The organism is Alicyclobacillus shizuokensis NBRC 103103 (genome assembly GCF_001552255.1).
GTDB classification, from domain to species: Bacteria; Bacillota; Bacilli; order Alicyclobacillales; family Alicyclobacillaceae; genus Alicyclobacillus_G; species Alicyclobacillus_G shizuokensis.
Genome location: NZ_BCQV01000047.1, coordinates 1 through 20,899 on the forward strand (window position 1 = coordinate 1; position 20,899 = coordinate 20,899).

At 58.1% G+C, this 20,899-nt stretch carries 19 protein-coding genes and 1 tRNA gene; 3 read left to right on the plus strand and 17 right to left on the minus strand.

Features of this window, described 5'->3' with window-relative positions; all coding sequences use genetic code 11:
• Window positions 1-422 precede the first annotated feature (422 nt).
• From ASH01S_RS15085 to ASH01S_RS15165, 17 genes are all read right to left on the minus strand, one after another.
• Window positions 423-983, minus strand: coding sequence for a YpiB family protein (locus ASH01S_RS15085; protein WP_067929278.1), 561 nt, complete (start codon window positions 981-983; stop codon window positions 423-425).
• Window positions 984-1,158: 175 nt separating this feature from the next.
• Window positions 1,159-2,535 (minus strand): helicase-associated domain-containing protein, encoded by a 1,377-nt coding sequence (locus ASH01S_RS15090; RefSeq protein ID WP_245629108.1) that lies wholly within the window; start codon window positions 2,533-2,535, stop codon window positions 1,159-1,161.
• Complete coding sequence (locus tag ASH01S_RS15095; protein ID WP_067929280.1) at window positions 2,519-4,195, minus strand: DNA repair helicase XPB; 1,677 nt, start codon at window positions 4,193-4,195, stop codon at window positions 2,519-2,521. The genes ASH01S_RS15090 and ASH01S_RS15095 overlap by 17 nt, the downstream gene beginning before the upstream one ends.
• Before the next feature lie 307 nt (window positions 4,196-4,502).
• On the minus strand, window positions 4,503-5,489 hold the full coding sequence (locus ASH01S_RS15100) for a prephenate dehydrogenase (protein WP_067929281.1): 987 nt from the start codon (window positions 5,487-5,489) through the stop codon (window positions 4,503-4,505).
• Complete coding sequence (aroF, locus tag ASH01S_RS15105) at window positions 5,473-6,510, minus strand: 3-deoxy-7-phosphoheptulonate synthase (protein WP_067929282.1); 1,038 nt, start codon at window positions 6,508-6,510, stop codon at window positions 5,473-5,475. The genes ASH01S_RS15100 and aroF overlap by 17 nt, the downstream gene beginning before the upstream one ends.
• 11 nt (window positions 6,511-6,521) lie before the next feature.
• Window positions 6,522-7,418, minus strand: a complete 897-nt coding sequence (gene trpA, locus ASH01S_RS15110; RefSeq protein WP_083517234.1) for a tryptophan synthase subunit alpha — start codon at window positions 7,416-7,418, stop codon at window positions 6,522-6,524.
• Window positions 7,405-8,634 (minus strand): tryptophan synthase subunit beta, encoded by a 1,230-nt coding sequence (gene trpB / locus ASH01S_RS15115; protein WP_067929293.1) that lies wholly within the window; start codon window positions 8,632-8,634, stop codon window positions 7,405-7,407. Before trpB ends, trpA begins: the two co-directional genes overlap by 14 nt.
• Before the next feature lie 50 nt (window positions 8,635-8,684).
• Complete coding sequence (locus ASH01S_RS15120) at window positions 8,685-9,407, minus strand: phosphoribosylanthranilate isomerase (RefSeq protein WP_245629109.1); 723 nt, start codon at window positions 9,405-9,407, stop codon at window positions 8,685-8,687.
• A 2-nt stretch (window positions 9,408-9,409) separates the two neighbouring features.
• Window positions 9,410-10,231 carry an indole-3-glycerol phosphate synthase TrpC gene (gene trpC, locus ASH01S_RS15125; RefSeq protein ID WP_067929284.1) on the minus strand — a complete coding sequence of 274 codons (822 nt, stop codon included), beginning with the start codon at window positions 10,229-10,231 and terminating at the stop codon, window positions 9,410-9,412.
• Window positions 10,228-11,268 (minus strand): anthranilate phosphoribosyltransferase, encoded by a 1,041-nt coding sequence (trpD, locus tag ASH01S_RS15130; protein WP_067929285.1) that lies wholly within the window; start codon window positions 11,266-11,268, stop codon window positions 10,228-10,230. The genes trpC and trpD overlap by 4 nt, the downstream gene beginning before the upstream one ends.
• A gap of 377 nt (window positions 11,269-11,645) precedes the next feature.
• Window positions 11,646-12,017, minus strand: a complete 372-nt coding sequence (gene aroH, locus ASH01S_RS15135; protein ID WP_067929286.1) for a chorismate mutase — start codon at window positions 12,015-12,017, stop codon at window positions 11,646-11,648.
• 69 nt (window positions 12,018-12,086) lie between these two features.
• Window positions 12,087-13,181, minus strand: a complete 1,095-nt coding sequence (gene aroB / locus ASH01S_RS15140; protein ID WP_067929287.1) for a 3-dehydroquinate synthase — start codon at window positions 13,179-13,181, stop codon at window positions 12,087-12,089.
• Window positions 13,178-14,332, minus strand: a complete 1,155-nt coding sequence (gene aroC / locus ASH01S_RS15145; RefSeq protein WP_157067169.1) for a chorismate synthase — start codon at window positions 14,330-14,332, stop codon at window positions 13,178-13,180. Before aroC ends, aroB begins: the two co-directional genes overlap by 4 nt.
• A gap of 168 nt (window positions 14,333-14,500) precedes the next feature.
• On the minus strand, window positions 14,501-15,493 hold the full coding sequence (locus tag ASH01S_RS15150) for a zinc-binding metallopeptidase family protein (protein WP_245629106.1): 993 nt from the start codon (window positions 15,491-15,493) through the stop codon (window positions 14,501-14,503).
• A gap of 12 nt (window positions 15,494-15,505) precedes the next feature.
• Window positions 15,506-16,552, minus strand: a complete 1,047-nt coding sequence (locus ASH01S_RS15155) for a M42 family metallopeptidase (protein ID WP_067929289.1) — start codon at window positions 16,550-16,552, stop codon at window positions 15,506-15,508.
• Window positions 16,543-17,607 carry a M42 family metallopeptidase gene (locus tag ASH01S_RS15160; RefSeq protein WP_245629107.1) on the minus strand — a complete coding sequence of 355 codons (1,065 nt, stop codon included), beginning with the start codon at window positions 17,605-17,607 and terminating at the stop codon, window positions 16,543-16,545. The genes ASH01S_RS15155 and ASH01S_RS15160 overlap by 10 nt, the downstream gene beginning before the upstream one ends.
• A gap of 101 nt (window positions 17,608-17,708) precedes the next feature.
• On the minus strand, window positions 17,709-18,650 hold the full coding sequence (locus tag ASH01S_RS15165) for an RluA family pseudouridine synthase (RefSeq protein ID WP_169794253.1): 942 nt from the start codon (window positions 18,648-18,650) through the stop codon (window positions 17,709-17,711).
• Between the two features lie 133 nt (window positions 18,651-18,783).
• Between ASH01S_RS15165 and ASH01S_RS15170 the strand changes: the two genes are divergently transcribed.
• The 3 genes from ASH01S_RS15170 (at window position 18,784) to ASH01S_RS15180 (ending at window position 20,854) form a co-directional block, all read left to right on the plus strand.
• Window positions 18,784-18,859: transfer RNA gene (locus ASH01S_RS15170), tRNA-Gly, on the plus strand.
• Between the two features lie 91 nt (window positions 18,860-18,950).
• Complete coding sequence (locus ASH01S_RS15175) at window positions 18,951-19,523, plus strand: hypothetical protein (RefSeq protein ID WP_157067168.1); 573 nt, start codon at window positions 18,951-18,953, stop codon at window positions 19,521-19,523.
• 434 nt (window positions 19,524-19,957) lie between these two features.
• On the plus strand, window positions 19,958-20,854 hold the full coding sequence (locus ASH01S_RS15180; protein ID WP_067929292.1) for a PhzF family phenazine biosynthesis protein: 897 nt from the start codon (window positions 19,958-19,960) through the stop codon (window positions 20,852-20,854).
• Window positions 20,855-20,899 lie beyond the last annotated feature (45 nt).

Sequence of the window (20,899 nt, forward strand, 5' to 3'; positions counted from 1 at the left end):
TTCATTTTCCTGTCCGCCGACCGTTTCGGTCCGAAGCGGCATCCCTCATCATACCACCCTTGAACTCATCCTGCAAGTGGTAGATTCCGGATGCCTAGCTTTCCACCTCGCCGACACCCAAGACTCGGTGTCGCTGCCCGGGTCTCTCCAAGCCCCGCCCCGCCTTCAGCGCGGCGCGAAAAACCTTGTCGTGACGCGGGATTTGGCGGTTTTCAGGGCCGCCGGTCGAGCGGCGACGTTGAATACTATAGCACGTGCCAGTGCAAAGATCAAATAGAATGTGGCGGCAATGTACCTCGATGAGAAAATCCCCAGGCGGTCAGCAACAAAAAAGCCACGGAAAGCACCGCGGCATACAGTGGGTCAAGGTCACGAGAAAACCTGTTGCGGACGCAAGGCCACTCCCGAACAGGAAAACCTAGTTAGAGCCCGAGATTCGATTCATCGAATTCAATCAGCCGTTGACTGGCTTGGTAGAAGGCTTCCCGATTTCCCTCATCAAGGCTGCGGTCGACATCGGCCATCAGTATCGCCCGCTGGTAGCGGCGGACCGCTTGCTCAATGATTAAGTCCGCCTGAAGCGAGATCATCTCCCGTACCGCCGGTTCCAGGTCATGTACGGGAACCTCTTCGAGCACCGCGGCATACGCCGCACTGGTGGTCCTATCCTTGAAGAACAGGCCCACATAAATGTCCTCATCCGGGTGCTGATAGAGGTCTAAAAACGCTTGCTCGACATCGGTAGATACGGGTTTGTTGCGTCGGTAGTAGCGGAATGGCGCCACTGGCACGCAGGTCGTAGACATCACGATGACCCTCGGCAGTTGCCTGAAGTTCTCGACAAAGTGAACCTTCCGGAGCACGTTCTCACGCGTCATCATATAGCGAATCAGCATCTCGGCCTCACGACTCTGCAGCTGATAGTTTGCCAGAAACCAACGCAGGAAGTGTTTCTTCTCGGCAGTTGTGACCGTGCTACCCATGGTCGTCTCCTCCCTGATGGAGTTTTCCGTTGTCGATTGAGGTCGCTCACATGCCGCCAATAGTAGGAATTCTTCGTGTATTCTATTCGCGAAGGATGCGGCATTTTCCTGCTAATCCCGAGTACCCTTGGCCCGACTTTTGTTGGATTTCCTGGTCACAATCCTACTCAGTTGGTTACGATCCCATCGAGATCTCTTCTCCGCTGCCGCCTCCCTGCAGCGACTGCTCCCATTCCCGCAACGTTCGTTCCACATTTCCAGGAACGGGCGTTTGCGAGTATTTGGTCAAGAACTCTAACCATCCGGATATGGTTCCTCCTTCTCGAATCCCCCGCTCCAGGCTGGATTTCGACATCCCATATACTCGCAGCGTTCCACTTTGCTTGAGGTCAGCGAACTGTGCCAAAACCGCAGTTAGACGAGGGGTCTCAGCTGTGACCAAGATATCGAAGTTCGGTTGCACGATGAGTACCCTTCCTCCGTCGTTTTCTTGCGGTTCCACAGCTGGAATAGCGTCTGGTGTTAGCAATTCTTGACCAAGTTTTGTGATTTGAAACCATTGTCGACCGAGATCGTCTTCACCGGTTCGCAAGATACCCAGGTGCGTCAACATCTTGACGATGCGGGTGTTCCAGACCTGCTCCTTGGTATCGTAATAATATTCGTTAATCAGGGGTTCTAATGCCTGGAACATCGAATCACTGCGAATCCATCTCGGTGGAGTCCAACCGATGACCTGTGTAAGGACAGGCAAGCGCAAGATGGGACGACGATACAAACTCAGATAGAAGCGCAAAAACGCCCGCTGTCTCTGGGCTGGTTTCATCGATATCCACTCTTCCCGCGCCGGCCGGGTGCGCAAGCGACCGTCCGCGCTCTCCTCCAAGTATCCTGCATGGTATGCAAAATCGTACAATAAAGCGAATCGGTCTGGATAATCGTGAAACCTTCGCCCATAACCAAAGCGCCATCCGCCAGAAAGCACGTCCTCTTCCACTTCGAGGATTTGCAACACCTGCACCAAGTGACGCTTGTACATGGCTCCGCCTTGGGTGAGCAAGACATCATGATGATCCACGTACTCCAAGAACACGTCCAAATCATGGCTGAGAGCATATCCTTCTTCGGCGAACACCGCGGGCCCCTCCGCACTCTGTTGGACGCACTGGAGAAGGCCGGTTATCAAGCGCTCTTGCATCACTCGCCTCAATTCGTCCGGAATCACGTACAGGCGGCGTCCATCTATGCGCGTCGTCGAAAACAGCCAGCCCTCGCGCAAAGCCGAGTCCAGGATATTGGAGTCCACGCCATAAAACACACCATCGATTTCCTCGTCCGTCAGCGGTCGTACGGCACTCACGCACAGACGCAGCAGTGGAAACTCGCGTCCGTCCGTCCACATTGGAAGGTATTGTCCAAGAAACCGCGAACTCCGGAAGGTCAATGAAATTTCCTGGATCATCTCCATTTTTGAATGACGGGAGCACGAAAAGCCGTAATGATCCACAATCTTGCGCAGTGTGAGCACATCCGCGTCATTCAGGCACTCCATCAAGCGCACCAATGGACACCCCTTCCAACCAACTGACGTTTCCGGCGTGCACCTTCTCGTAGCGGTATCCCTGTTCGACCAAGAACATCTGGCGGTGGCGAGCCTTTTCCTGCTCCACGCTCTGCTCGGTCACCAGCGTGTAAAACATGCCCGATCCGCCCGCAGGCCGTAGCAACCTGCCGAGCCGCTGGGCCTCTTCCTGGCGTGAGCCAAACAAGCCGGAGACCTGAATGGCCACCGTGGCCGCCGGCAGATCAATGGCCATGTTGGCGACCCGAGACAACGCCAAGACGCGGACGCGTCCCTCACGAAACGATTCATACAGGTCCTCCCGTTGCGTTTTCGGCGTCCGCCCCGTGATGAGCGGGCAGCCCACGGCATGAGAAATCATGGACAAAGATTCCACGTAATGGCCAAATATCAGAATCTTAGCTTCCGAGTGTCGCTGAACAAGCTCGCAAACGACCGCGACTTTTGCCCTGTTCTCGCTCGCCACCCGGTGCCTCTCGCGAATGCCAGCCACCCGGTAACGCTCGTAATCTTGGCTGTGCCAAGGCACATCAATCTCGACACAGGTCACAGGAGCCAAGTACCCGTCCCGCTCTAGAGGTTTCCATTGCGCTTCGTATAACTTTGGCCCGATGAGACTGAATACATCGGCCGCCAACCCGTCCTCCCGTACAAGTGTGGCCGTGAGTCCCAACCGGCGTACACCCTGCAATTCAGCAGCCAGTCGAAACAATGGGGCAGGGAGCACATGCACTTCATCGTAGATCACGAGACCCCACGGGTGACGCGTTAACGTCTCCAGATTCCTGTGCAATCCGGTCTTGCTGCGGGCGGCCACCCGTTGATATGTGGTGATGGTTACAGGCGATGGCCTTCGTCTTGGGTCATAAATCGAAACCGCTTCCTCCGCGATCTCGGTCCAGCGTTGCAGCTCTCGCTTCCATTGGCCGGCCGCTTCTTCTCCGGGGGTCAAGATCAAGGCGTGCCGCTTGAGCTGGGCCAAAATCGCGATGCCGACCACGGTCTTTCCCGCCCCACACGGCAAAACGATAATTCCGCTTTGCCCACTTCCGTCGGCAAAGAAGGCGGCGACAGCTTCCTGCTGATAGTCCCGTAATCGCAAACTGTCACGCGCTGATATGTCTAGGGGCGAGCTCATGTGATACCCGGCCCGATCCAACACGGGATAACCGAGCCGAGCCAGTGCCCGCTTCACATCCGCTCGCTGCTCTGGGCGGAACCGGATTCCTCGTTGCGTCGAGTTCATCGCCCAGTGGGTCAAGGGGGCAGAACGACTGAGTTCCTCTAATAACCCGGCAGCTCCGTGCAGCATCATGTAGGCGCCATCCTCACCCATGACGAGTTCCAATTGTCCCCATTTGCTCATTTCCTTTTGAATCGTCAATTGGAGCGATAAAGGAAGGGGATGAACAGCGTGGCGGCGCAGAAACCGCAGCACCTCATCGGTCGTCAGACCGCGTGCCGCGGCTTGCCAAAGAGACAACGGATGCAATCGGTAGACATGAATGGGATCTAGTTGTTGGGACAGCTCTGCGAACTGACCTAAGATGGCCTGGACCGATTCATAGCCGGACACATCGGATCTCGCTATGACAGTACCGTCTGCATGGATGTATAAAAATCCGGACACACCCGTCCTCTCCTTGGCTGGCCGATACCTGCCGTATACCTTACGGATTCGGGCATCCACTGGAATTCTTTTCTTATTATGATGACGTCTCGACGGGTTTATACTCGGAGAGGAATGCCGCGAGCTATGAAGAGGCTGACTTTCGAATATGCAAACGCTTTCGCGGACAAAAAAGTCGGGACGCCGAAGCGTCCCTCATAGAATCTGCTAGGAGTGGAGAGAAATCAGAACAAAACACCCTTCGCCTTTAGAATACATTCGCATGGAAGCGCTGTCAATAGGCACTTTCGGATCACTCAGCCCAGACTCATTCCGGTGTGTTTCGGCGCCAATGCTGCCAATGTTCATGATCAGATTGGGCGGCTCTCAGAAGCCCTGTCAGACGTTCAGCATCGGCGTTCGCCAAAGCGGCGGCAAATTCTTGCAACGCTCCACCGATGCGCTCAAGGTGAGCGAGCACCGCCGCTCGATTGGAGAGCAGCGTGGAAACCCAAAACGTGGGAGGCGATGCGGCCAGCCGCGTGACATCACGGAATCCGGGGCCAGTCAGGTGGGCCCATAACTGGGGATTTGCCTCGTTATCGACAACGGCCCGCCCGTAGGCCGTCATGACAGCAAGCGACGCGAGATGGACACCATGACTCACCGCCGCCATAGCGCGGTCATGCTCCACAGCCGAAGGCACCTCCACGATGTGCGCGCCCAAGGCCGTCAGCATTGGCCTGATTCGCGTCAACGCCGGCCACCCTTTCACCACCAGCCAGGCCTCGCCTTGAAACAAATCTGGACGGGCAGCCAGCGGACCCGAACTCGCGGCTCCGGCCATCGGATGGGTCGGGGCGAAACGTTCGGTGATGCCCAGCCGCTGGGCGGCGTCCACCACCGGTTCTTTCACGCTGCAGACGTCCATCACGTATTCGGCTCTATCACCCACCGTGGCCAACAAACGGCATACTGCTTCGACCGGCGCCGCGAGAACAGCCACATCGAACGATTCGTCCGGCACTGACGGCAGCACATCATCAAACACCAGGCGTGCTGCGCACTCTGGCGCCTCCCCAGCGCGGTGTTCTGACCATCCGCCGGCGGCACCGGCGAGTCCACGTGCCTGTTCTCGATGCTGCGCGTTCGTATCCACGCCCACGATACGCGCATCCGAGTGTAATTGACGCCAGGCCATGGCCAGGGAAGCCCCAATGAGTCCACAACCAACAATCAACAAGGAGACAGGCCAGTAGGCAGGCCTGCCTCCCGTTTTCATCCGGTTTTCCTGCCGTTCAAGCATTTCCCGCATACAGAGCTTCCTGGGCTGGATGTAGTGCTTGGGAGATCCGGCGCACCTCAGCGACCATACCGGCAAACCGGTCCAAGGTCAACGATTGTGGGCCGTCGGACAACGCCTCTGCGGGGCTGGGGTGGATTTCTACAATCACCCCATGTGCACCCGCCGCGACGCCGGCCCGCGCCATCGCCGTAACATAGCGCCAGTTCCCCACGCCGTGGCTGGGATCCACCACAATCGGCAAATGAGACAGGTGCTGCACCACCGGTACAGCATTCAAGTCCAGCGTGTTGCGGGTGTAGGTTTCAAACGTCCGAATGCCACGCTCACAGAGAATGACATTCGGGTTACCTTCGGCCAGGATATATTCGGCGGACATCAACCATTCCTCAATCGTGGCCGACAAGCCTCGCTTCAGCAGCACCGGCTTATTGGTCTTTCCTACAGCCTTTAGCAACGGAAAATTTTGCATGTTGCGAGCGCCAATCTGGAGGACATCCACATATTCCAGAAACATCGGGATTTGGGCGATTTCCATAACTTCGGATACTATCGGTAGCCCGGTTTGTTCACGGGCCTCAGCCAAATAGCGAAGACCGGTCTCCCCGAGGCCTTGGAACGAGTACGGAGATGAACGCGGCTTGAATGCTCCGCCGCGCAGCATGTGTCCTCCGACCTGCTTGACGAACTTCGCAATCTCAATGATCTGATCTCTCGACTCCACAGAGCACGGGCCGGCTATCAGGGTACACTCGCCGCCGCCCACCACATGGTTGCCTACCTGAACCAAGGTGTCCTGGGGGTGAAAAGCGCGATTGGCCAGCTTGAAAGGCTTGCTTACGGTCACCACTTTTTCTACCCCTTCCATGGATTCGACAGGAAATTCCAGCATTCGCTCCCGTGGCCCAATGATTCCAATGATAGTCTTCTCTTCACCTCGGGACAGGTGTACGCCCAACCCTTTGCTGCTCAGCAAATCAGCCACCGCATCAATCTGCGACTGGGTTGCGTCCTCCTTCATGACGACTATCATATCTCTCCCTCCTATCTCTGCGCCACCCACGTGGCATGCAAGTCTGGGTTCGCGAGCGCAGACGCAAGTTCTGCAGCAAATGTGCGGATGCGTCTGACAATCGCGTCCCTGCTCGACGTGCTGACACCCTCCGATTCTGACCGCTGATGTCCCGTCGGGGCGCTCGCACCTCGCGTCTCCGCCAAGGCCTCCTCGACGCGGCGAACAAAGGCACTCCCGACAATCACCCCGTCCGCATACGCTCCGACTTCCCGAGCCTGCAGCGGCGTGCTCACACCAAACCCGACTGCAGCCGGAAGGTGAGTATGCCGTCGTACGGATGCCACCAGTTCTTGCACTTGGTTCGACAGGTGCGCTCGCTCCCCTGTCACACCCAAAGACGAAACACAGTAGACGAATCCCCGAGCCGATTCGCAGATCTTGGCCACCCGCTCTTCTCTCGAAGTCGGCGCAACCAACGGTATCAGCGCCACCTCAGCGGCGTCAGCCAGTTCGCGCACCAGGGCGCTCTCTTCAAACGGCAAGTCGGGAAGAATCACCCCGTCAGCACCGGCGGCATGGGCATCCCGGAAAAACTTGTCTGGGCCATACTGCAGCACGGGGTTGATATAGCTGAACAATACGAGCCCGGTCCGCTCGTGCCGTCTGCGCAAGGTGGAGCAGACATCAAAGGCAGTCGGCAATTGAAACCCGCCTCGCAGACTTCGGACCGCCGCTGCCTGAATCACAGGGCCGTCCGCCAGCGGATCGGAGTACGGTATGCCAATTTCAACCACATCCGCTCCCGCATCAATGACCGCGTCGAAGGCGCAAATCGACGTCTCCAGGTCCGGATCGCCAGCCGTGAGAAATGGAATGAGCGCGGCTTGTTTCGATGCTTGACGAAAGGCGTGCTCAATTCTGTCCATGGTGCCGCTCCTCCCCTTCCAGTCTGGCAATCTGCTCCACATCTTTATCCCCGCGTCCGGACAAACACACGACCAATAGGTGGTCTTTAGGAAGCTGCGGGGCTATACGGGCGGCATGGGCCACGGCGTGGGCACTCTCCAGGGCCGGGATGATGCCCTCCGTCATGGACAACAGGTAAAACGCGTTCAAGGCTTCTTCATCCGTGACGGGAACATAGGTAGCCCGTCCGGTGTCATGCAGCCAGGCATGCTCTGGGCCTACGCCCGGGTAATCAAGGCCGGCAGAAATCGAGTGCGCAGGGGTGACTTGCCCCCACTGGTCCTGCAAAAGGTATGTCCGGGAACCATGCAGCACGCCAGGGCGACCTTGCCCAAGGCTCAACGCGTGCAGTCCGGTATCGGCGCCTTTTCCCGCTGCTTCGACGCCGACAAGCTGCACATCCATATCCGAGATAAATGGGTAGAACATTCCCATGGCATTGCTGCCACCCCCGACACAGGCGACCACCGTGTCTGGCAATCTCCCCTCGGTCTCCAGAATCTGCTCACGCGTCTCATCCCCGATTATCCGTTGAAAGTCGCGGACGATGCGCGGATACGGATGCGGTCCGACCACGGATCCGATGATGTAATACGTGTCATTCACATGAGTGACCCAGTGACGGATGGCCTCGTTGGTCGCATCCTTCAAGGTCCGTGTACCGGTGGAGGCCGGCACCACCTCGGCTCCCAACATCCGCATGCGAAAGACGTTGAGAGCCTGCCTTTGCATGTCCTCTTCACCCATGAACACGGTACACTGCAATCCAAACCGGGCCGCTACGGTCGCCGTGGCCACACCGTGCTGGCCGGCTCCGGTTTCCGCGATGACGCGCTTCTTGCCCGTATACACGGCCAGCAGTGCCTGGCCAATGGTGTTGTTGATCTTGTGGGCTCCGGTGTGGTTCAGGTCCTCTCGTTTCAAGTAAATCTTTGCTCCCCCGAGGCGATCCGTCAGCCGTTCCGCATAGTATAAAGGCGTCGGTCTACCCGCGTACTGCCGCAAATAATACGACAAATCCGCCTGAAACCTCGGGTCCTGCATCAGCCGTTCATAGTCTTGCTCCAATTGATGCAACGCACTCATCAGGGTCTCCGGAACGTACCGCCCACCATAATCGCCAAACCGCCCGTTTGCGTCAGGAAACGGCGTGCCAGCCGCTGACTGGGTCGCCATCGGCGCTGCGGTCCTGCGTTTGTCTGGTTGTGTATCGGTCTGTTGCGTCATCACTGGTTCACCGCCTGCTTAGATTCTGCTTCACAACCTTGTCGCCTCGCGGCCGACCGCAACGCCCCCACCAAGGCATCAATACGGGCACGCGACTTGCGCCCGTTCACCTCCACGCCGGACGATACGTCCAAACCGTCGGGAACAAAACACGCAAGGCATTCATCGACGTTTTCAGGACGGATACCCCCCGCAATCCACAATGGTGGCCGCATTTCCTCAGGACCCAAGGCATCCACCAAACGCGGCAGTATGCTCCATGCAAAGCGGCGGCCGTGCCCTCCGGTGACCGACCCTTCCGCAGCGGGCGGGGCACTGTCCAATAAGATGCCATCAATCGCCTGCAGGTACGGGCGAATTCGGTTTGCTATGACGACAGCCACATTTTCATCGACCGTCTCCGGCACGGAGAACGATTTCCAGACGGTATATCCATCATTCTTCAGACGCTGGCAAAAGTCAGGTGTCTCCCGGCCGTGGAGCTGCACGTGCCGAATCTGGGCTTCGTCACAGATCTGTCGAACGCCGTCAAACTCCTCGTCGACCACCACTCCTACCGGACTGCAGGAAGCGGGCAACGACCGGATCAGCGCGGGTACCTGGCGGGGATGGACATAGCGGCGGCTTGCCGAAACAAAGATAAACCCCACGTGAGCAATGAGATCAGTATCTGCAAAGGAGAGATCATCGCCCGGCTGGATGCCGCATATCTTCACTCGCATGTTCACAACTGGGCACCATCCTTTGCCAGCGAACGACGAGGAACCTGGAGTTCAGCCATCAACTCCCGGACACCTTCGGCGCTCGACTGACGCATCAGCGATTCCCCGACAAGTACCCCACACACCCCACTGGTGGCCAACCGCTCCGCGTCCTCGCGGCAGCTCACGCCACTTTCCGAAATCATTGGAAGCTCAGCCGGAACCGCTTGGGCCAAACGCAGTGTGGTGTTCAAATCGACGACGAACGTGTGCAGATTGCGGTTGTTAATGCCCAACACCGAAGGCTCTGCGGCCAGCGCCGCGGGCAGTTCCTCGTCCGTGTGCACCTCAATCAGGACATCCAGACCCAAGCCCTTTGCATACTGGGAAAGTTCCAGCAGACGATCCGCTGGCAGCGCGGCGACAATCAGCAGCACCGCGTCCGCTCCAGCCGCGCGCGCTTGCTCAATCTGGACTTCGTCGATGATGAAGTCTTTACGCAATACGGGCAATCGCACCGCATCGTGGACTCTTCGCAGATCCGCGATACTACCCTGAAAATACCGCTCATCCGTCAAAACGGACACGGCAGCTGCACCGGCCCGCTCGTATACGTTCGCAGTAGCCACGGGGTTGAAATCCATCGCGATTCTGCCTTTCGACGGGCTGGCCTGCTTGACTTCGGCAATCACCGCCAGGGAGTCACCCGCTTGCAGAGCCGCAGCGAATCCGCGGCACGGCGGCAGACTGCCGAGGTCGGGCGCTTGCCCGAGGCGGCTTCGACGACGCAGTTCAGCAACTTCTTCCCTTTTGGTCTCAAGTATGCGATCTAAGAACGTCGTCACTGGGCTACCTCCTTCGCCTCAGAGGCCACGGTGGCACCAATAAATCGAAGCAGGGTGGCCGTGGCAGCACCCTCATCCACCCGTTGCGCCGCCATCCGCACGCCTTCGCGAATGCTCGACGCCATTCCGGCGATATACAGGACGGCCCCGGTGTTGTACAGGACCACATCTCGCGGCGGCCCCGCTTGTCCTGCCAGAATACCGCGTATCAATTCAGCATTCACAGCGGCGTCGCCGCCGATAACCGTCTCCAACGGGGCGCGGGTCAGGCCCACGTCCTCCGGGGTCAGCGTGTATCGATGCCATTGCCCGTACCGGACTTCTGCCACCAACGACTCGCCGGCCAAGGATAATTCATCTAATCCGCCGGCACCATGAACGACCAATGCATGCTCAGTGCCCAACTCCACCAAAGCCTGTGCCACTTTATCGACCAGGTCCGAACGAAAGACACCAATGACCTGCCGTTTGGCCCCTGCCGGATTGGTCAACGGCCCAAGAATATTGAAAATGGTACGAAAACCAAGCTCTCGACGGGTCTGGGCCGCGTGTCGGAGGGCCGGATGGTAACTGGGGGCAAAGAGAAAACACAGGCCGCTCACTTCCAGACAGCGCAGTGCCTGAGTTTCGTTCAGGTCCACACGGGCACCCAACGCCAGCAGGACATCGGCACTGCCACTGCGACTAGAAACCGCCCGGTTGCCGTGCTTGGCCACCCGCGCCCCAGCCGCTGCGGCAACCACTGCCGACGCAGTAGAAATATTGAATGTACCCACGCCGTCGCCACCAGTGCCGCAGGTGTCCACCACATCAAAAGGCACCTGCAGGCTGTTGCCGTGGCTGCGCATGGCGCGCGCGAAACCGACAATCTCGTTCACCGTTTCCCCACGCGCCGCCATGGCTGACACCAAGGCCGCCGTATGCACAGGGGACAGCTGTCCTTGCATCAATTGATCCATCACGTGTTCCGCCGTTTCGGCATCCAGCGTATGGCCTTCTGCCACTTGTCGCAGGACCCTTTGGATGAAATCACTCATGCTAACTCGTCTCCTCTCATCTGTCTCGGGGAGCAGGTCTATTGCTGGTCCGATTTCACACGCACGCTCGATCCAGCCCCCGGGGTGCGCAGTACCTGGATATGGTCAAATCCGCAGGCCGTGAGCCAGTCGCTCGCCAACCTGCGGACACAACCTCCAGAGACTGCGCGCAAGTCAGGACGGTCAACAGGATCGATCGAATCGAAGTGCCGACCCGTCCTCCAACAGGCTCAGCTCCACTCCACTCAACAGCAAGACTCATACCACATGACAGACAATAACGAAACTCTCAATCTAATGATGTGTATATGATATGTGGTATCAGTTTCCCCGTCAACCAAACAAGTGCCCGCTTGGAGGTTCACGCCGCTCTATTCCTATTGAGCCAGATCGGGACGCAGTTGGACCGCTGCCCGCAGATAGACGTGTTCCATTTCGGCTTGAGTCCTGTCCGTATTGACGTGCACAAGCACCCGGATGCAGCGCTCCAGCGCGCCGGCCACGGCCACTTCACTCGCGCACATCAAAGGCACCCATTGCCACCCTGGCAAGCTGCGCACCGCCCGCGCGGGAAAGCACGCAGTCAAGTCAGGGGTCATGGTCAACAGAACGCTGACCACGTCTTGCGGCACAAGGGCGTTCCGCTTGGCAATCTCCGCCATCAGTTCATGGGTCGCCGTCAGGATGGCATCCGCGGAGTCTTCCGCAACGGTAATGGCACCCCGAATGCCTCGAACTGTCGTGGCCATGGCCCCATCCTCCTTGATTCTCCCTTAATTCTTCTGAAAAAAATAACCCGCACAACGTCAGCCCCGCGTCTACGCCGTGTGCAAGCGGGCATTCCATGCCGCCTTCAGGTCTTCCGGGCCAATTCCGCGGACAACCTCCACCCGTCCAATTTCCACAGGCAAGGCGAAGGTCCAACCGTGATGCAGGTTTTTCTTATCCCTATCAAGCACCGAAATCACCGTCTCCAGCGAATAGTCGGGGACCTGGGTCGGAAGTCCGTGCTGCGCCAGTACCTTCACGATGCGATCCCGCCCCGGTTTCGACAGCAGGCCGCGCAAAACGGACAATTCGGCCTCCACGCATAGGCCCATGGCCACCGCTTCGCCGTGACTGAATCGATAGGCCGAGATCTGCTCCACCGCATGCCCGACCGTATGCCCGACGTTCAATACCATTCTCAATCCACTTTCCCGTTCGTCCGCTTCGACAACACGAATCTTGACAGCCGCCGCTCGGGCAATCAGCCGTTCTGTCGGCCCCGCTCCCGGAAATTGAGGAACCGGAGATGACTCCAAGCGGGCGAACAACTCCGCATCGCCGATGATGCCATGTTTGATGACTTCGGCCATGCCCGCCCGCCATTGATCTGTCGGCAGAGACGCGAGACATTCTGTATCATAAAGAACCGCCAGAGGCTGATGGAAAGCACCCACCAGGTTCTTTCCCTCTGGCAGATTGACGCCAACCTTGCCTCCGATGCTGCTGTCGTGGGCCAGGAGTGTGGTGGGAACCTGTACGAACGACACGCCGCGCAGGTAAGTGGCCGCGACAAAGCCCGCGAGATCCCCGACCATACCGCCCCCTATCGCCACCACCACACCGTCTCGACGCACCCGCGCCTGCAGCATCTGTTGGTAGAGATGGTAGGCCGTGGCCCACGACTTGCTGCTGTCCCCAGGAGGCACAATGGAACTGGCAACCGAATACCCGGCCTCTTGACACGCCTCGCTGACCCGGTTCAACACCCCGAGCCCGGCGACGGTTTCATCCGTGATCAGAAACAAGGACCTGTCCGTGGATACATCCAGCCGTTTCAATTCGTCTCCCAATCGCCTGTGCAATCCGGGAGCTACAACGAACGGATAGGTGCGCGTGGGTGTGTGTACCTCCAGACGTGTCGTCACCGGCTGGACACCCGCTCTTGGTAAGCCTCCAGATGGGCCTTGATCTGCGGCAGGGAATCGTTTCCGAACTTCTCGAGAAACGCGTCCGCCATCACCCACGCGACGACGTTTTCCGCCACCACGGCGGCGGCCGGCACAGCACAGTAATCAGAGCGCTCCACCGCTGCCGGCTCAACTTCCTTCGTGCGCATATTGACACTGTTGAGCGGCTTGTACAGCGTGGAGATGGGTTTCATAGCGCCGCGAATGACCACCGGTTGTCCGTTGGTCACACCGCCCTCCAGTCCCCCTGCTCCATTGCTCGGACGCACGTATCCCCGGCCATCGTGCGCAATCGGATCATGCACCTGCGATCCGAACCGGCGCGCCGCCTCGAAACCCAAGCCAATCTCCACACCTTTGATGGCCTGTATACTCATGATGGCGGCGGCCAGTCGTCCATCCAACTTGCGGTCGGGATGGACGTAGCTTCCGAGCCCCACCGGGCAGCCGACGACCTGCACCTCAAACACGCCGCCCACCGTATCGCCGCGCTCTTTCGCTTCATCGATGCGAGCCATCATCTGCGCCGCGGCTTTCTCGTCCGCACATCGCACCGGGGAACTCTCGGCCGCCTCACGAATCTGCCGTAGGTCATCCGGCAGATGGCCTACAGAGACCCCACCCAGTTCGACCACATGGCTGACGATTTCAATCCCAAACTGCGCCAACAGCTGCCGCGCCAATGCGCCCGCCGCCACCATGGTCGCGGTGTTGCGCGCGCTGGCTCGTTCGAGCACGTTGCGGATATCTTCGTGGTCATACTTGATGGCTCCGGCCAGGTCCGCATGTCCGGGCCGTGGTCGTTCCACGACCTTCAAATTCTCCGGCGGATTCCCGTACACCGCCATGCGCTCCTGCCAATTCTTGAAGTCGCGGTTGACAATGTGCATCGTGATGGGCGTACCCAGTGTCTCCCCAAACCGTACGCCGCTCGTGATTTCCACTGCATCCGATTCAATCTGCATGCGCCGGCCGCGGCCGTATCCCTGTTGGCGACGGCGCAGTTGTTCGTCGATGGCCGCCTTGTCCACCGGCAGGCGGCTCGGAAACCCTTCCACAATGACGGTCAATTCGGGCCCATGCGACTCTCCGGCCGTCAAGTAACGAATCACAGGTGTCACGCTCCTCGCTCTACTCCACTCTGTCTCTTCTCTCAGAAAAGTGTTGCGGACATTATATCATCTTTTCCCGTTATCCGCCTGTTTGGGCGGCCGGCCGACGGGCCACGGCAGTCCGTGCACAAGACGTTGCCGGCGTGAGGGCACGCACCGGCAGCCTCACGATTGTGCCACCATTGCGCTCAACAACCGCACCGCGGCCTCCACGTCCCGCAGATCCACCACGGTCGATCCCGCCCCCACGTAGCGAGCCGGGTAGCTGACGCCGGCGGTGGGAATCCCCGCCAATGACAGCTGTACGCTGCCCGCGTCGGAAGCGCCGCGCGGCCAAACCTCGTATTGCATCGGCACCCCATTCTCTGCCGCACACTGCTCCAATCGATGCTTCATATCCAATGGAATGATGGTGGTTCCATCCATCACCTTGATCGCCGGGCCTTGCCCCAGTTTGATGTCCATTCGCTTGGCTCCGGGAGTATCTCCGGCAGGTGCCGCGTCCACCACCAAGGCCAGGTCGGGCTCCAGCTGCACCACGGCCGGTCTGGCGCCGCGTGCACCCACGGCGCCTTGCGCCGTGAACACCACCGACACGTTTTTCCCCTCGGCGGCAGCCGCGCGGAACACGGAGGCCACCACGGCACAGCCCACCCGGTTGTCCAGCGCGCGACCGGACAGGCGATACGGGGTCAAGGGGACGACCGGATCGACCACAACGCCGGACAAGCCGATGGAAACCTGTTCCATAGCCGCTTCACGACTGTCCGCGCCGATGTCCACATACAGGTGTTCAAAGCCGATGTCCTCAACAGCCACAGAGGACTCGGCCTGCACAAGGCCGAGGAGTCCATTCGTGAACTGAACCCGACGCCCGATGATATCCCGGGCCGACACGTCACCGACAGATATGAGACGCAAGAAGCCTCCGTCATCGACATGAATCACCATGACACCCGTTTCATCCGCGTGGGCCGCCAGCATCACGTGCGGACCGAGACCCCGTTTTCGCGCAATGCCGTTGCCCAGCGCATCAATCCACGCCTCGTCCGCCACGTCCCGCACCAACTCCAGCAGGGCCCCCTGGAGGTCGCGCTCCGCGCCGGACGGAGCCACGAACGCCGCCAGCCGCGCAATTTGCTCCTTCAGTTCCGACATCCAACATCCTCCTCAGCCAGTCTGGATACGATTCCCAAGAGGCCACGCTCCTAAGCCTATCTCTTCGAGCAAAGCACGAACCAAGCGGACGGTGTTGTGGTAGTCTTCCAACGATATGATCTGAGCGGGTGCGTGAATATACCGTATCGGAACCGAGATGCCGCCCCCAACCACCCCGGTTCCGGAGCGATGGAGCGCGCCGAAATCGTTCGATCCGCCCTTTACCCGCCGGAACTGATACGGGATGTGGTGTTTCTCCGCGACCGAGACCATGAACTGGAGAAATTTTTGGTCTGCAATCGTCCGCCCGTCCTGCACGGTGAGGGCTGGTCCCGCTCCCATCACCGTCGACTGCCCGTGGCCTGGCGTGTCCACCACGTCAAAGCACACGGTCCCTTCCAGCGCTATCGCGATGTCCGGGCGAATTCGTTCGCCCACCACGGTGGCACCGCGCAGTCCTATCTCCTCTTGCACCGTGAACGCGGCAATCAGGGGAACGGAAACGCCTGCTGCAAGCGTGTCGAGCAAGACAGCGCATCCGACCCGGTCGTCGAACGACTTGGCTTTGGCGCATCCCTCTCCAATCTCGCCATAGCGGGTGGCAAACACGGCCACGTCCCCTGGCTTCACCACCCGCAAGGCGTCTTCCCGGTCTTTGGCACCGATGTCGATGTACAACTCATTCATCGGCAGCGGACGCTTCCTCTCATCCGCCTTCTGTAAATGAATCGGTTTGGCGCCAATCACGCCGTACCGCTTTTCCGCGCCGATACGCACAGGTTTGGAGACCAGGACGCGCGGATCGATCCCGCCCAAGGCGCGAAACCGGAGCAGACCGCTCTCCTCCACGTGGACAATCATCAGCCCGACTTCGTCCATGTGGGCATCCAGGAGAATGCGCGGACCGGAGGTAGATGAATGTTGCTCCACAATCAGATTTCCAAGCACGTCTGTGTACATCCGCTCCGCGTATGGACGTGCGGCCTCCCGAATCAGGTCGCGCACTTCATCTTCAAACCCTGACGGCCCCATGGCTTCCGTGAGTTCTTTCAGTAACATGACAGACCCTCCACGTAGGCGGTGTCCACGCTCGCGATGAAGTGCGCCAAGAGCCGCCCGCACTCCACGATGTCCTGATAATCAGCCGTCTCCACTGATGTGTGCATGTATCGAATCGCGACGCCGACCAAGCCTGTCGCCACGCCCTCGCGGGTAATTTGCATCGCTCGCGCATCGGTACCCGTCGGACCCTGGGTCAGCTCGACTTGGTACGGAACTCGGTGCTCCTCCGCGGTGTCGCGCAAGCGCTGAAACACCTTGGGATGAATGTTGGGGCCGAAAGCAACAACTGGGCCGTTGCCCATCTTGAAGCTCTCGTCCGGAGCCTGGCCCGGGAACTCGGCGAAGGTGACATCAATCGCGATACCCACATCCGGCCGCCAGCCATAGGTAGCTGTCGTGGCACCACGGAACCCCACCTCTTCCTGCACCGTGGCCACCGCATATACATCCGCCTCATGCCGCAGGGGACGCAAAAAACGCAGCGTCTCCAAGAGCACCGCCACACTCGCGCGGTTATCGAGCGCCTTGCCAGCAAGCCGATCATGCAGCAATTCCATCGGATCGCGCGAAAGTGTGACGCGGTCGCCGACAGTCACCAACTCGCGGACCGACGACTCGGGAAGCGCCACATCAACGTACAGGTCTTCCAGCGGCGGCGCCTGTTTCCGCTCGCGGGCGGTGGTCAGGTGAGGTGGCTTCGAGCCCACAATTCCCGCCAAGGGTCGCTTTCCATGTACGACGACTTCCTGTCCAATCAAGGTCCGGGCATCAAAGCCACCGGCTTGCCACACGCGCAGAAATCCACCCGGCTCGACCTTGGTCACGACCAATGCAATCTCGTCCATGTGAGCCGCCAGCAGCACGCGCGGACACCGTCGCTCGCCGCTGCCCGGCAGCACCGCCGTCAAGTTTCCCATCGCATCTCGCCGAATCTGGGAGGTGTAGCGCAAAAACACCTGTTCAATTCGACGGGCCACATCCTGCTCAAATCCGGGTCCGCCATGACCCTCGAGAATCCACAGCAGCTCCTCCCGATGGTTCTTGTCGGTCACTCCTTCACCCCTCGTTCCTTGGCCCGTCCCTGGGCGTTCCGAGCATCGCCCTGGAGTGGAAAGGCACTGCAATCTGAAAGCTAGCATCTCAACTCATCTTATCAGACTGGTTTCTCAAGGGGCAATGACATGGCCCACGCCCACAACGCATCGTCGCCGCCTTCATCCGTCCACAGGCGTCGCATATCCTCGGGCGGCTCCGCCTGCACCTGTCTCTGCGTGCCGTCCACCGGATGTGTCCAGGTCAGTTGATAGGCATGCAGCGCCTGCCTTGGAAACGCAACCGGCTCGGTCTTGGCGACGGGCATGATGCTGTAGTCCGCTGTATAGTCTGCCTCACCGACGAGCGGCATGCCCATAGCCGCGCAATGCAGTCGGATTTGGTGTGTTCGTCCGGTTTCGAGGTGGATCTGTAAAGCCGCCAGGCGACCGGCTTGTCCCACCACGCGGTAGTGAGTAATCGCCTCCTGCCCGTCCGCGGAAATAATACGGCGCGACGGACGAGACGGATTGGGTCCAATCGGCAGCGAGATCGTCTGCCAAGGCCCAGGGAGGGTTGACGAAAAAGCTGCCTCCGTCAAGCGATGCACGATGGCGAAATACGCCCGGTGCACGGCACCTTCGCGCAAGGCGATGTCAAACAAGTGGTGACTGTGGGAGGTTTTGGAAAACATCAAGAGTCCAGAAGTGTCCCTGTCCAAACGGTGCACAGTGTGGGCCACTTGACCGTGCGGCTGCAAATAATCCAAGACTCCGGCCAGGAGCGATCCGCTTCGTTCATGGGCGCTTGGATGGGCCAACACTCCGGGAGGCTTATTGACGACCAGAATTTCGGCGTCCTCATAGCGGATGTCCAACGGCATCGGCTCAGGCATGAGACTGGATACTTCGGCAGGCAACTCCACCGTCAGCCAATCCCCTGCCTCGACGCGGTCAATCAAGCGAGCCGGCTGTCCGTTGCGGCTCACTCCGCCAGACTTGATGAGCGCCCGTTGCAACCTGCGGGACATCCGAAGTTCATGTTGTAACACGGTTTTGATCATATGCCCAGCGCCATCCGGTCCGACGCGAAGAGTGTACATAAGCAGCCCTTTCTCTTTCTGGTGAAGAGTTCCAACCCAACAGCACTTGCATTCTGCCAGGAGGGTGTTTATACTACACATTGTAAACGGCTGTGCGGATGTAGTTCAATTGGCAGAGCGTCAGCTTCCCAAGCTGAATGTTGCGGGTTCGAGTCCCGTCATCCGCTCCATCAAAAATTCGCAAAATCCCTTGCCGCGCAAGGGATTTTTGTTTTTGGGAATTTAATGGAATGTCCGTGTAGGTGTGGGGTTGGGAACGGATTGGGAACGAAAAAGACCCGCTTCGGCCCAGGCTGCCAGCTTGGTGGCTCCACGGGTTCCGGTTCGGTCGCTGAGATGGTCGCCCACAGCCAGCGGGTCTGCACACCACCACCCTCTATTTTCACTCTTTACTCTTATCGGATGGATAATTATATTGGAACTAAAAGAAAACGGGGTGATTGGTATATGAAAGGGGCAAAAGGAATCAGTGCCCCTTTTATGGCTACGGCAATGATTCTCTCATTGGCAGGCTGCGGTTCTTCGTCAACAACATCGAATACGTCCACACAGCATGTTGAGGCCGGCGACAACGCTGTCGTCAATACAGCTGATGACGTGGTTGCAACGACTCAGGACGCCCTGAAGGAACTCCAAAATTACGTGAGTACCAACAACACGCAGCATGTTCAGGACATGGTCAATAAGGGTGAGGTTCTGCAGATACCAGCACAAACAAAAGTGTACGTCGAAGACCTTTCCTTTAGCGGAGTCGCGCACATCCGGATAGACTCTGGTGCGTACCAGGGCCAGGAAGGGTACATACCTTACGAGCAGCTGACACCAACAAAATAACGGATTCAATACTGGGAGAAGTAGCATGTCTATCGCATCAAGGCTGGATCATCATCGTTTGGCAGAGATCCTCCTATTAAGGCTGACACCATGAGGGCGTGGCTATTTAGTCCCATTCGGGACGATCAATGAGCGATAAATAGCGCGTCAGAGCTTGATTTTACGGGACATGTTTCAGATGTTTTGAATACGATTTGTAGAGGATTTGTAGATCGTTTGTAGAGGCATACAATTCTGGTGCCAAGCTATTTCCGCCCACCTTCAGTCACCGTCAACACAGGTCTCTGCTGCCACCGTCCGAAACACCTTGAAGGCATTGATATCCATATCGCCCCCTCTTTTTTTGAATCACGAATTGTGATTCATTTTATTATTTTCATATGAAACTTAGAGTACTATTGAAATGGAAAACAAGTGACGGGAGAGTGTCATCGATGAGAAAAGTGAAAGTTTACCATGTAGATGCGTTCACAACCGTCCCGTTCAGCGGGAATCCAGCTGGAGTGGTTCCTGATGCTGCTGGTCTCACAAACCAGGAGATGGAAAGTATTGCCAGAGAATTGAATATGTCTGAGACAGCGTTCTTGCTTCGTGGCGACTCCGACGCTGATTTCCGCGTACGCTACTTCACGCCGACCTCGGAAATCGACTTTTGCGGCCACGCGACGGTAGGTGCTTCGTGGTTATTGGCGACAGAATTCGGTTGGGCCAAACAGAAAGCTCAGTTGGTTTTTAAGACTAATGTCGGTATCGTCCCAGTGGAATGGACCACAAAGGAAAATGGCGATGTAGAGACAGTTTTTATGCGGCAAATTTCACCCCGAGTTCAGCACATTGATTTAAGCGCCGAGGAAGTCGCTCGTTTGTTAGGAGTAGATGTGACTAGTTTAGACCGGAACCTTCCAATCCGACTTGGATACACGGGTAACTGGCACTTGCTCGTCCCGTTAGCGTCACGTAAAGCGATTGACGAGGCTAGACCTCTTTTAACAGAACTAGCCGAGGTAAACACACGGCAGAACGCAGTGACCACCCATCTGTTTACATTTGATTGTGATCCCGATCTTTACGACCTCTATACTCGAGATTTCGGTCCTGCGGTCGGCATTCCAGAGGATCCAATCACAGGTGCAGCAAACGGAGCCTTAGCAGGTTATTTAGTTCTTGAGGGTATACTTGATCGTGCACAACGGCACAAGCTGCGAATAGCACAAGGGGACGTGATGGGACGACCTGGGACAGTTCATGTAGATATTCTACCTGGAATGGAACCGGAAATTCGTGTCGGCGGATCAGCTGTCGTGACTATACAAGGTGAACTTCGACTGTGATGCTTGCCCAGAAGATGGCGTGGGCATTAGACTGTGGAATAGTTA